Origin of the sequence: Anoxybacteroides voinovskiense (assembly GCF_014196205.1) — a bacterium.
GTDB lineage: Bacteria > Bacillota > Bacilli > Bacillales > Anoxybacillaceae > Anoxybacteroides > Anoxybacteroides voinovskiense.
Window position 1 is genome coordinate 1 of the sequence record NZ_JACIDE010000029.1, and the last position, 12,190, is coordinate 12,190.

Annotated in this window: 11 protein-coding genes; 9 read left to right on the forward strand and 2 right to left on the reverse strand. The window is 45.0% G+C overall.

All coding sequences use genetic code 11. The features are described 5' to 3' along the window. The first annotated feature begins 305 nt into the window (after window positions 1-305). From dxs to spo0A, 6 genes are all read left to right on the forward strand, one after another. Window positions 306-2,198 carry a 1-deoxy-D-xylulose-5-phosphate synthase gene (gene dxs / locus GGR02_RS15070; RefSeq protein WP_183185801.1) on the forward strand — a complete coding sequence of 631 codons (1,893 nt, stop codon included), beginning with the start codon at window positions 306-308 and terminating at the stop codon, window positions 2,196-2,198. Window positions 2,199-2,201: 3 nt separating this feature from the next. Further along, entirely contained in the window at window positions 2,202-3,035 is an 834-nt protein-coding gene (locus tag GGR02_RS15075) for a TlyA family RNA methyltransferase (RefSeq protein WP_183185802.1), read from the forward strand. A 47-nt stretch (window positions 3,036-3,082) separates the two neighbouring features. Beyond that, window positions 3,083-3,532 (forward strand): transcriptional regulator AhrC/ArgR, encoded by a 450-nt coding sequence (gene ahrC, locus GGR02_RS15080; protein ID WP_183185803.1) that lies wholly within the window; start codon window positions 3,083-3,085, stop codon window positions 3,530-3,532. A gap of 13 nt (window positions 3,533-3,545) precedes the next feature. Then, complete coding sequence (gene recN / locus GGR02_RS15085) at window positions 3,546-5,267, forward strand: DNA repair protein RecN (protein WP_183185804.1); 1,722 nt, start codon at window positions 3,546-3,548, stop codon at window positions 5,265-5,267. Window positions 5,268-5,384: 117 nt separating this feature from the next. After that, a complete protein-coding gene (spoIVB, locus tag GGR02_RS15090) occupies window positions 5,385-6,671 on the forward strand; it encodes a SpoIVB peptidase (protein WP_183185805.1) in 1,287 nt (428 codons plus the stop codon). Between the two features lie 229 nt (window positions 6,672-6,900). Continuing rightward, the gene (gene spo0A, locus GGR02_RS15095) at window positions 6,901-7,680 is read left to right on the forward strand and encodes a sporulation transcription factor Spo0A (RefSeq protein ID WP_183185806.1); all 780 of its coding nucleotides are present in this window, start codon (window positions 6,901-6,903) and stop codon (window positions 7,678-7,680) included. Between the two features lie 22 nt (window positions 7,681-7,702). On the opposite strand, the gene GGR02_RS15100 is transcribed toward spo0A, so the two are convergent. Next, the gene (locus tag GGR02_RS15100) at window positions 7,703-7,849 is read right to left on the reverse strand and encodes a YycC family protein (RefSeq protein WP_183185807.1); all 147 of its coding nucleotides are present in this window, start codon (window positions 7,847-7,849) and stop codon (window positions 7,703-7,705) included. Between the two features lie 85 nt (window positions 7,850-7,934). On the opposite strand from GGR02_RS15100, the gene GGR02_RS15105 reads away from it, so the two are divergent. After that, window positions 7,935-8,657: a glycerophosphodiester phosphodiesterase gene (locus tag GGR02_RS15105; protein ID WP_183185808.1), complete on the forward strand. Its 723-nt coding sequence runs from the start codon at window positions 7,935-7,937 to the stop codon at window positions 8,655-8,657. Window positions 8,658-8,672: 15 nt separating this feature from the next. Here the strand turns inward: GGR02_RS15105 and GGR02_RS15110 are convergent, their stop codons facing one another. Beyond that, window positions 8,673-8,909, reverse strand: a complete 237-nt coding sequence (locus GGR02_RS15110) for a DUF2627 domain-containing protein (protein WP_183185809.1) — start codon at window positions 8,907-8,909, stop codon at window positions 8,673-8,675. A 134-nt stretch (window positions 8,910-9,043) separates the two neighbouring features. Between GGR02_RS15110 and GGR02_RS15115 the strand changes: the two genes are divergently transcribed. Both GGR02_RS15115 and yqiS read left to right on the forward strand, forming a co-directional pair. After that, the gene (locus GGR02_RS15115) at window positions 9,044-11,104 is read left to right on the forward strand and encodes a sigma-54 interaction domain-containing protein (protein WP_183185810.1); all 2,061 of its coding nucleotides are present in this window, start codon (window positions 9,044-9,046) and stop codon (window positions 11,102-11,104) included. Between the two features lie 192 nt (window positions 11,105-11,296). Beyond that, the gene (gene yqiS / locus GGR02_RS15120; RefSeq protein ID WP_183185811.1) at window positions 11,297-12,190 is read left to right on the forward strand and encodes a phosphate butyryltransferase; all 894 of its coding nucleotides are present in this window, start codon (window positions 11,297-11,299) and stop codon (window positions 12,188-12,190) included.

Sequence of the window (12,190 nt, forward strand, 5' to 3'; positions counted from 1 at the left end):
TAGAAAACGCTTACAAACACTGGGTTATTTAAACCAAATATATCCAGAGAATCGAAATATCAAAAAAAATCTCCCACAAACTCTTGACTCAATCCATTAGCGAAAGAACGTTGCCGCATATGAAGGAGTATGTTATAGTGGAAAAATGGAGGGATGCCGTTATCACATATGTGTTAGCGGCTCTTTTTTCGCTTTTATTCGGAAAATCGCGCCGGAACATTTTTCTTTATTCGGTTATCATGTATAATAATTAGTATCTGTATTATATCAGGGGACAGAGAACAAATGAAAGCGAGTGATCTCGTTTGGACGTAACGGAAATTAAAGATCCGCGCTTTTTAAAATCGCTATCGAAAGAACAGCTTGTTCAGCTTAGCGCGGACATTCGACAATTTTTAATTGAGAAGCTATCGAAGACAGGTGGACATATCGGACCAAACCTTGGCGTCGTCGAATTGACGATTGCACTTCATAAAGTGTTTGACAGTCCAAAAGATAAGTTGTTATGGGATGTCGGTCATCAGTCGTATGTCCATAAAATTTTGACAGGACGTGCGCAAGCATTTGATACATTAAGACAATATAAAGGGCTTTGCGGCTTCCCAAAACGAAGCGAAAGCGAGCATGACGTATGGGAAACAGGGCATAGCTCGACATCGTTATCGGCAGCGATGGGAATGGCGATTGCCCGCGATTTAAAAGGGACAAATGAATACATCGTCCCGATCATCGGCGACGGGGCGCTGACAGGTGGGATGGCGCTTGAAGCGCTAAACCATATCGGCCATGAGAAAAAAGATATTATCGTTGTGTTAAACGATAACGAAATGTCGATTGCGCCAAACGTCGGTGCGCTTCATAACGTGCTCGGTCGCTTGCGCACTGCTGGAAAATATCAGTGGGTAAAAGACGAATTGGAAATGCTGTTGAAAAAAATACCGGCGGTTGGCGGAAAATTAGCCGCAACTGCTGAACGAGTGAAAGATAGCTTAAAATATTTGCTCGTATCAGGCGTCTTTTTTGAAGAGCTTGGTTTTACGTATCTTGGACCAGTCAACGGGCACGATTTCGATGATTTATTCGAGAATTTGCATTATGCGAAAAAAATTAAAGGCCCAGTGCTTTTACATGTCATCACGAAAAAAGGAAAAGGATACCATCCGGCAGAAAACGATAAAATCGGAACGTGGCATGGCACCGGTCCGTATAAAATCGAAACGGGCGACTTTTTAAAACCGGTGGACAGCGCCCCTTCTTGGAGTGAGCTTATTAGTGAAACGGTAAGAAAATTGGCGCGCACGGACTCGCGCATTGTGGCGATTACGCCAGCGATGCCAGTCGGCTCTAAACTAGAAGGATTTGCGAGCGAATTTCCTGACCGGATGTACGATGTCGGCATTGCCGAACAACACGCAACGACATTGGCAGCAGGGCTTGCGACGCAAGGGATGAAGCCGTTTTTAGCTATTTACTCCACTTTTTTGCAGCGGGCGTATGACCAAGTCGTACACGATGTCTGTCGGCAAAATTTAAACGTCTTTTTTGCCATTGACCGTGCGGGGCTTGTTGGGGCGGATGGCGAAACGCACCAAGGGGTATTTGATATCGCCTTTTTGCGGCATGTGCCAAACCTTGTCCTCATGATGCCAAAAGATGAAAACGAAGGGCAGCATATGGTGTATACGGCGATTCAATACGACGACGGACCGATTGCACTTCGTTTTCCGCGCGGCAACGGCCTTGGTGTCAAAATGGACGAAGAGCTTCGCGCGATTCCAATCGGTACATGGGAAGTATTGCGCGACGGACGTGACTTAGCAATTTTAACGTTCGGTACAACAATTCCGATGGCGCTAGAAGCGGCGGAAAAATTAGCAAAAGAAAACGTATCGGTCAAAGTCGTGAACGCCCGCTTCTTGAAACCGATGGATGAAGCGATGCTCCATGAGTTGTTAGAAAGCAATATCCCGCTGTTGACGATTGAAGAAGCAGCGTTGCAAGGCGGGTTCGGCAGTGCGGTGCTTGAATTTGCCCACGACCACGGCTACCATCAGTCCGTCATTCAGCGCATGGGCATTCCAGACCGCTTTATTGAACATGGAAGCGTCAAAGAGCTATTGCAAGAAATCGGCTTAACGACGGTACATGTTGTCGATCGGGTGAAAACAATGATACCAAAAAAACAAAAAAGGGCATGAACGATGAAGAAAGAACGGCTTGATGTACTATTAGTAGAACGTGGATTAGCAGAAACGCGCGAAAAAGCGAAACGGACGATTATGGCAGGGCTTGTTTATTCCAATGAAATGCGATTAGACAAGCCTGGCGAGAAAGTACCGGTCGATCTTCCGCTAACGGTGAAAGGAAATGCCATTCCTTACGTCAGCCGCGGCGGCTTGAAACTAGAAAAAGCATTGCGGACGTTTGATGTAACGGTGCAAGATAAAATTTTATTAGACATCGGCGCTTCGACTGGCGGGTTTACCGATTGTGCATTGCAACACGGGGCGAAATTGTCGTATGCGCTCGATGTCGGGTACAACCAATTGGCATGGAAATTGCGCCAAGATGAGCGGGTAGTCGTAATGGAGCGCACGAATTTCCGCTATGTCACGCCGGCTCACTTTACGAAAGGGCTTCCACAATTGGCAACGATTGATGTATCGTTTATTTCGTTGAAACTAATTTTGCCTGTGTTAAAAACGGTTCTCGTTCCAGGAAGCGATGTCATTGCATTAGTGAAGCCACAGTTCGAAGCAGGAAGAGAACATGTCGGCAAAAAAGGGATTGTGCGCGACGCGACGATTCATGAAGCGGTTCTCGTTTCGATCATCGAATTTGCGCTTTGCGAAGGATATGATGTGCTCGACGTAACGCATTCGCCGATTACTGGCGGCGATGGGAATATTGAATTTTTGCTCCATCTTCGCTGGGAAGGAGAAAGAGAAAGAGGAAGCAACAAACTAGCAAAGCAGCCTAGCGACATCGTCAAACAAGCGCACGAAACATTAGCGAACGGAGAGCCGAAGGAATAACAACTGTTATTCCTGTTTTTTTGAAAAAAATGAGCGAGGTGTTCATGTTGAATAAAGGGCAACGCCATATTAAAATTCGCGAAATTATTACAAACCATGAAATTGAAACGCAAGACGAACTTGTCGATATGTTAAAACAGGCGGGATTTAACGTCACCCAAGCAACAGTATCCCGCGATATTAAAGAATTGCAATTAGTGAAAGTCCCGATGATGAACGGGCGCTATAAATATAGCCTTCCAGCCGACCAACGGTTTAATCCATTACAAAAACTAAAGCGGGCGTTAATGGATGCGTTCGTTAAAATTGACGGCGCTGGCCATTTGCTCGTCATGAAAACATTGCCGGGTAACGCTCACGCGATTGGGGCGCTTTTAGACAATTTAGATTGGCATGAAATCGTTGGCACGATTTGCGGGGACGATACGTGCCTTATCATTTGCCGGACGCCAGAAGATACCGAAGTCATTTCGCAGCGGCTATTAGATATGCTGTAGGGGTGATTTCACGATGCTTGCGGAATTGTCCATTAAAAACTTTGCGATTATTGAGTCGTTATCGATTTCGTTTGAAAAAGGGCTCACCGTGTTAACGGGGGAAACGGGCGCTGGAAAATCGATTATTATTGACGCGATTCATTTGTTGATCGGTGGACGAGGTTCAGCGGAGTTTGTCCGTTATGGCGAAGAGAGGGCAGAAATTGAAGGGCTATTTTTATTAAGCGACGACACGCACCCATGTTACGAAAAATGCGCGGAAGTAGGGATTGAGATTAGCGAAGGGATGGTCGTATTGCGCCGCGAGATTTCAGTGAGCGGCAAAAGCGTTTGCCGTGTAAACGGAAAACTTGTGACGATGGCCGTCCTGCGCGACATCGGTTCCACGCTTGTCGATATTCACGGCCAGCACGAACACCAAGAGCTGATGGACCCGAATAAACATTTGCCGCTACTAGATGAATACGGCGGAAAAGAAATGAACGCTGCACTTGAAGAATACCGCGCCGTCTACGAAAAATATGAACAGCTGAAAAAACAGCTGCAAAAGCTAAGCGAAAACGAACAACAAATGGCGCACCGGCTCGACTTATTAACGTTCCAGCTCGACGAAATTCAAAAAGCAAATTTGCAGCCGAACGAAGATGAACAGTTGATGGAAGAAAAAGTAAAAATTATGAACTTCCAAAAAATTTACGACGCGCTAAAAAACGGCTACGATGCATTATACGGCGAACAACGCGGGCTCGACTGGGTTGGACTAGCGATGAGCCATTTAGACGATGTTGCCCATATCGATCCAGCGTTAAAAGAAGCGTACGAAACGATTGCCAATAGCTATTATTTGCTAGAAGAAACGGCATATAAGCTACGTGATGAACTAGAACAGCTAGAATACGATCCAAGCCGATTAGATTTCATTGAAGGACGATTAAACGAAATTAGCCATTTAAAACGAAAATACGGGCAGACGGTCGCGGAAATTTTACAATATGCTGAAAAAATCGCCGAAGAAATCGATTCGATTCAAAACCGCGACACGCGAATTCATCAGCTGCAAAAAGAGCTGCAATCGGTGACAGAAGATTTAGTCGTCGAAGCGAAAAACGTCACAAACGTGCGCATGAAGCATGCGAAAACACTCATTCAGCATATTCACCAAGAACTAAAAGATTTATACATGGAAAAAACGACGTTTGATATTGTATTTACGAAGCGCGAAGGAACGCTCGATGCGCCAATTATCGACGGCGTGCCAGTGAAGTTTCAAGCGGATGGCGTCGATGTCGTGGAATTTTATATTTCGACAAACGTTGGTGAACCGCTAAAACCGCTCGCCAAAATCGCTTCCGGCGGAGAATTGTCGCGCATTATGCTCGCATTAAAAAGCATTTTTTCGAAGCACCAAGGCGTGACGTCGATTATTTTCGATGAAGTCGATACTGGCGTGAGCGGCCGTGTGGCCCAAGCGATCGCCGAAAAAATTTACCGTGTTTCTGTCGGTTCGCAAGTGCTATGCATTTCCCACTTGCCGCAAGTAGCGGCGATGGCGGATACGCACTTATTCATCGCGAAAGAAACGGACGGAACCCGGACGAAAACGTCGGTGAAAGTGTTGACAAAAGAAGAAAAAATTAAAGAAATTGGCCGGATGATTTCCGGTGTCGAAATTACGGAGTTAACGAAAGAGCATGCGAAAGAGCTGTTGGAATTAGCAGCCAAAATCAAAGGATGAAAAGCTATCCATTGTGGGTAGCTTTTTTTATGCCCGAGGCGATTATATTTATGGCGATTAAGGCAAAATTAAAACTGTAGCCGCGAATGTAGGTGGGAGCGAGGAGAGTGAAAAGGGTTGATTACAGAAACGTTAAGAAAAATGGTGGGGGTCTTTCTCCTTGTTTCATTTGTCGTGCTTAGTATGTCAACACCAGTAAAAGAATATTTACACATTCCAAAGCAACTTGTCATGTTTGAGGGAGAGAACGTAAGCTTCGCTTCTGCCTTACCGGTCCATGCAGAGGTGAAAGATGCTTTTCGTTCGATGGATGTGACAAAAACAGAGGACTCGCTTTCCCTTGAAGCGAAGCAGCGCGATGAGGGACAACTGATTTTAAATATGGGGGGAGTGCCAATTAAACAAATCGATGTAAAAGTACTCCCAAGCTTAAAAGTCGTTCCAGGTGGGCAGTCCATTGGAGTAAAATTAAATACAGTAGGGGTTCTTGTCGTTGGCTACCACCTAGTGGAAACAGAAGAGGGAAAAAAATCGCCAGGCGAACTTGCTGGCGTTCAAGTAGGGGATATTATTACAAGCGTCAATGGCAAACGAATCGAAAAGATGAGCGATCTTTCGCCGTTTATTGAGGAAGCAGGGAAAACAGGAAAGCCGCTAGAACTCAAGCTCCTTCGCGATCAACGTTCGATTGCGGCAAAGCTGACTCCGCTAAAAGACAAACAAGATGATGCTTACCGCATCGGATTATATATTCGTGATTCCGCGGCAGGGATTGGAACGATGACGTTTTTTGACCCAGCTTCGAAAAAATACGGAGCGCTTGGGCACGTGATTTCAGATATGGATACACGAAAACCAATTGTCGTGCAAGACGGGCAAATTATGAAATCAACTGTCACCTCGATTGAAAGAGGCAGCAGCGGAAGCCCTGGTGAAAAATTGGCGCGCTTTTCCGACGATAAAGAAGTAATCGGGAATATTACGAACAATAGTCCGTTTGGTATTTTCGGTACGTTATCGAAACCGGTGAAAAACGGATTGTTTGACGAACCGATGCCGATTGCCTTATCAACCCAAGTAAAAGAAGGACCAGCGAAAATGTTGACGGTTATCGAAAACGATAAAGTCGAAGCGTTTGACATTGAAATTGTTCAATCCATTCCGCAAAAATTTCCTGCGACGAAAGGGCTTGTTATTCGCGTGACCGATCCTCGATTGTTGAAAAAAACAGGAGGAATTGTGCAAGGAATGAGCGGTAGCCCAATCATCCAAGACGGAAAACTTGTCGGTGCTGTTACCCACGTTTTTGTCAACGACCCGACGTCAGGGTATGGGGTGCATATTGAATGGATGTTGCATGAAGCAGGCATCGATTTATATAAACAAACGCAAAAAGCGAGCTGAAAACGCTCGTTTTTTGTGTGAAAAAAGTCAATTTTTTTCTTTTTTTGCATAGATATTTGGTGTATGATTCGGTAAAATAATGACATAAAGATTTTTCGACAAATTCGTCGAAGAACGTGGATTTTTGTGGATTTTTCGCGTTTAAAAAATAAAGGGATTTTTCGCCATCGTGTCGAATCGATATAAAAGAAAAAAAACGCAATGAAATGGAAGTGGGGAGGAAAATTACGTGAAGATTAAGGTGTGCGTTGCGGACGATAACCGCGAATTAGTTAATTTATTAGAAGAATATATTTCCAATCAACCGGATATGGAAGTAATCGGAGTGGCATATAATGGCCAAGACTGCTTATATATGCTTGAAGAAAAGCAGCCAGATATTTTGTTATTAGATATTATTATGCCGCATGTAGACGGCTTAGCGGTATTAGAAAAAATACGGATGAAGCGAGAAAAACAGCCGCACGTCATTATGCTTACAGCATTCGGGCAAGAAGACGTAACGAAAAAAGCGGTCGATTTAGGCGCGTCTTATTTTATTTTAAAGCCATTTGACATGGAAAACTTAGTAAGTCATATTCGCCAAGTGGCAGGAAAAGCAGCACCGGTCGTGAAAAAAGCGCCTATTACATATCAAGTGCGCGACAATAAACCGAAAAATTTAGACGCCAGCATTACGAGCATCATTCACGAAATTGGTGTGCCAGCGCACATTAAAGGCTATTTATATTTGCGTGAAGCGATTTCGATGGTATATAACGACATTGAACTGCTCGGTTCAATTACGAAAGTATTATACCCAGATATTGCGAAAAAGTATAACACGACCGCTAGCCGCGTCGAGCGGGCGATCCGCCATGCAATTGAAGTCGCTTGGAGCCGCGGCAACTTAGAATCCATTTCGTCGCTATTCGGCTACACCGTCAGCATCTCCAAAGCGAAACCGACGAATTCCGAATTTATCGCGATGGTGGCTGATAAACTGCGGCTGGAACATAAAGCAAGTTAACGAAAAAGGTAGTCCGGTCGGGCTACCTTTCGTCGTTTTTCGCTTTTTCTAGTTCCATTAATTTTTGGATTAAAATATGTTGCGGCATGTGCATCACTTGTTCAAGCGGAATCCCGAGCGCTTTCGCCAGCTTTTGTGCTGTTTCCAACGAAATTTGATGCGGACGCATAACGATTCACCCTCCATAGACATTTTTTTCGAAAGATGCATATAATTTTACTATGTTTTTGTTTGGAGAGGAAAGGGGCAGAAGCATGACAAAAATTTTTGCGCATCGCGGTGCAGCCGGCACGCATCCGGAAAACACGATGGTTGCCTTTTATGAAGCAGAACGCGTCGGGGCAGATGGAGTTGAATTAGACGTGCAAATGACAAAAGACGGGGCGCTTGTCGTCATCCATGACGAAACGGTTGACCGCACGACCGATGGCACGGGGTGGGTCAAAGATTTTACGTACCGTGACTTACAATCGTTGCACGCAGGCTATAAATTTACTGAGCAATATTCAACGTGCCGCATTCCACTTTTAGAAGAAGTATTGGCATGGATTTCTGGCACTTCTTTATTATTGAACATCGAGTTGAAAAACGGGCTCATTGTCTATGACCGGCTCGAGGAAAAAGTAATCGATCTAGTGAAACATTATCGACTCGAACCACGCGTCATTTTTTCCTCGTTCAACCATAATAGCATGGCTCGTTGCCGCCAGCTTGCCCCGACGATTGAAACGGCGCTTTTGTATATGGAATCACTTTACCAGCCGTGGCAATACGTGCGCGTGTTAGGAGCAAAAGGGCTTCATCCATATTACCGCACCGTAACAGAATCGTTCGTCCGCGAAGCGCATCTTCATCACGTTCGCGTACGTCCGTTTACGATAAATAGCGAAGAAGCGATGAACACGATGTTTCGCTATGAAGTGGACGCGATTTTTACCGATTATCCGGAAAAAGCAAAGCAAATAAAAAAAGCCTGAACGGTTGTGTTCAGGTCATTTTTTTTGGAAGCGCGGTTGCACTTTATTTCGTTTTCGGTCGCGATGGAAAATAAACCCGCCAATAAACCCTAGCCCAAGCGCAAACAAAAGAAGCCCAAGCAAAAATTGCAGCCAAAGAAACGGAACGAGTGGATGCAAAATGCCAAATACTGTATCACGCATCCATTTAATCCCTAATGCAGCAATAAATCCGGGAATAAGCAAAATCATAAGCGCAATGAAACGTTGCATAGCAATAATCCTTTCCGGCAAAAAAATCACTTCATGAAAAATGTTAACCGTTTCGTTGAATTTGTCAAGAAATATCGGTATGATAAAAATGTCTGCAAAAAATTGCAAGACGATAAGGGTGATAAGGTGATGGGATGAAAAAAGCACTCATTGTAGGCGCTGGAAAAGGTGGAACAGCACTATTAAAAATTTTCCAGCAAGCAGCAACAATCGAAGTCGTCGCAGTCATTGACCGTGACCCTCGCGCGCCTGGGCTTGCTTTAGCTGCTGCGATCAATATTCCAACAGGAAGCGATTGGCGGCCGTTTTTAACAGACGAAATTGACATTGTCGTCGAAGCAACAGGCGAAAAAGGGGTATTCGAAGAAATTCGGCAAAAACGGCATAAAAATACGGTCGTCATTCCAGGAGAGGTTGCCTATATTATCGCCGAACTTGTCGAAGAAAAAGAAGCGCTAATTGCGACGCTAAAAAACGAAACGGCACGGCGCGATTTAATTTTTAACTCGACGCATGACGGCATGATTGTCGTTGATGAATTTGCGTATATTACGCATATGAACGACAGCGCAGCGTCGATGATTGAAGTGGACAAGCAAGAGGCGATTGGTAAACATATTTTACAAATCATTCCGACAAGCGGGCTGCCACGCGTATTAAAAACAAGACAAATTGAATTGCATCAAGAACTGGCACTAGAAAACGGGCGCAAAATTATTACGACGCGCATCCCGATGACCGATGAAACGGGGAGATTGCTCGGTGCTTTAGCTGTTTTTAAAGATGTCACAGAAGTAATGCAGCTTGCAGAAGAGCTGACGAATTTAAAAGAAATTCGCATGATGCTTGAGGCAATTATTCATTCATCGGAAGAAGCGATTTCGGTTGTCGATGAGTACGGCAACGGCATTTTAATCAACCCTGCGTACACGCGCATTACCGGTTTATCGGAAGAAGAAGTCATCGGAAAACCGGCAACGGCCGATATTGCCGAAGGGGAAAGCATGCATATGCAAGTATTAAAAACGCGCAAACCCGTCCGTGGGGTACGCATGAAAGTCGGACCGAAAAATCGCGATGTCATCGTTAATGTCGCCCCGATTATTGTAGACGGCACGTTAAAGGGGAGCGTCGGCATTATCCATGACGTCTCTGAAATTCAGCGCTTAACGAACGAATTAAATCGCGCGCGGCAAATTATTCGCACGCTCGAAGCGAAATATTCGTTTGCCGATATTATCGGAACGTCGGAAGAAATGATGGTCGCTATCGAGCAAGCGAAGCTAGCGGCAAAAACACCAGCGACGATTTTATTGCGCGGGGAATCAGGGACAGGAAAAGAGTTGTTTGCCCATGCCATTCATAACGCGAGCGACCGCAAATACAACAAATTTATTCGTGTCAACTGTGCTGCGATTTCGGAATCGTTGTTAGAAAGCGAGCTGTTCGGGTACGAAGAAGGGGCGTTTTCCGGCGCCAAGCGAGGCGGAAAACGAGGATTGTTTGAAGAAGCAAACAACGGCAGCATTTTTCTTGATGAAATCGGCGAACTTTCCGCCAATACGCAAGCAAAACTATTACGCGTGCTGCAAGAACGGGAAATTGTCCGCGTCGGCGGCACAAAGCCGATTCCGATTAACGTGCGCGTCATCGCCGCAACGAATGTCCATTTAGAAAAAGCGATTGCCGCCGGCACATTTCGGGAAGATTTATATTATCGGCTCAATCGAATGCCGATCCATATCCCGCCATTACGAGCGCGCAAGCAAGACATTCCGGCACTATGCCAGCATTTAATTCATAAACTAAATCAAGATTATGGAAGAAACGTCGAAGGGGTAACCGAAGCAGCGCTCCACTACCTTTCTTCTTATGATTGGCCAGGCAATGTGCGTGAGTTAGAAAACGTCTTAGGCCGAGCGATGATTTTTATGAAATTTAACGAAACATGGATTGACATTCACCATATTCCGCCGCTACAAATACTGCCCGATCGAAAGGAAGAGGTGATAACGGACGAAGACTTGCGTCCGCTTGACGAAATGCTCGAACAATATGAGGCGCAAATTATTGAAGCCGCACTCCGCGCCTGCCACGGCAACAAAACAGCAACCGCGAAGCGATTAAACATTTCGATTCGCAACCTTTATTACAAGTTAGAAAAGTACGGACTTGCAAAAACACACATGCAATAGTTTGCGTACCGTGCAAAAATATGCAAAGAGAAAATAAAGCGTTTTCAACGAACGTGTTCATTTGCCAAGTAGAACTGACAGAGTATTTGCCTTTTTTGTCGAAAAAAAGGTTCGTCAAGAAATGTTGGCACACTTTTTGCATTAAAGTTATAGTGACCGAAAACAAGAGAAAGAAGGGGTTGGATAGATGACATGAAGCTGCAAACACTCGTAGAGAAGGCAACCCAATCTACCGATATTACGGTAGCCGTCGCGGCAGCGGAAGACGAAGAAGTTATCGAAGCTGTGACGATGGCGGTAAATCATCAGTTCGGTCGCTTTCTTTTATACGGAGATCGCGACAAAATTACCGAGTTGTTAAAAAACTACCCAACAAACGATAACGTTCAAATCGTTCATGCAAATTCCGTCGCGGAGGCGGCAGAACTTGCAGTAAAAGCCGTTCACTCGAACGAAGCGAATGTACTAATGAAAGGGAATCTCCCGACCGCTACTATTTTAAAAGCGGTTCTTCATAAAGAATATGGGCTACGAACAGGCAATGTGCTCTCGCATGTCGCCGTATTTGAAGTTCCGAACTACGACCGCTACATGATTGTTACTGACGCGGCGATGAATATTGCACCAGATTTGGAACAAAAAATGCAAATTATTGCAAATGCAGTAACTGTTGCAAAAGCAATCGGCATCGAGACGCCGAAAGTTGCGCCGCTCGCGGCAGTCGAAGTCGTCAATCCAGCGATGGCAGCGACAATTGATGCTGCTGCGTTAACGATGATGAACGAACGCGGCCAGTTAAAAGGCTGCATTGTCAACGGACCGTTGGCGCTTGATAACGCGGTGTCCGAGCTTGCCGCAGCACATAAAGGGATAGCAAATGAAGTCGCAGGAAAAGCCGATATTTTGCTCGTCCCGAACATTGAATCCGGCAATATTTTATATAAATCACTTGTTTATTTTGCGAATGCAAAAGTGGGTGCTGTCATTGCAGGGGCAAAAGCGCCGATCGTATTAACGTCGCGCGCCGACTCGGCAGAAAGCAAACTTTATTCGTTAGCACTTGCGGTTTGTTCCGCATCTAAATAA

Coding starts and splice junctions, on each gene's coding strand:
- GGR02_RS15075 (WP_183185802.1), top strand. CDS start 2,202: ATGAAGAAAGAACGGCTTGATGTACTATTAGTAGAACGTGGATTAGCA.
- recN (WP_183185804.1), top strand. CDS start 3,546: ATGCTTGCGGAATTGTCCATTAAAAACTTTGCGATTATTGAGTCGTTA.
- GGR02_RS15100 (WP_183185807.1), bottom strand. CDS start 7,849: ATGCGTCCGCATCAAATTTCGTTGGAAACAGCACAAAAGCTGGCGAAA.
- GGR02_RS15105 (WP_183185808.1), top strand. CDS start 7,935: ATGACAAAAATTTTTGCGCATCGCGGTGCAGCCGGCACGCATCCGGAA.
- GGR02_RS15110 (WP_183185809.1), bottom strand. CDS start 8,909: ATGCAACGTTTCATTGCGCTTATGATTTTGCTTATTCCCGGATTTATT.
- GGR02_RS15115 (WP_183185810.1), top strand. CDS start 9,044: ATGAAAAAAGCACTCATTGTAGGCGCTGGAAAAGGTGGAACAGCACTA.
- yqiS (WP_183185811.1), top strand. CDS start 11,297: ATGAAGCTGCAAACACTCGTAGAGAAGGCAACCCAATCTACCGATATT.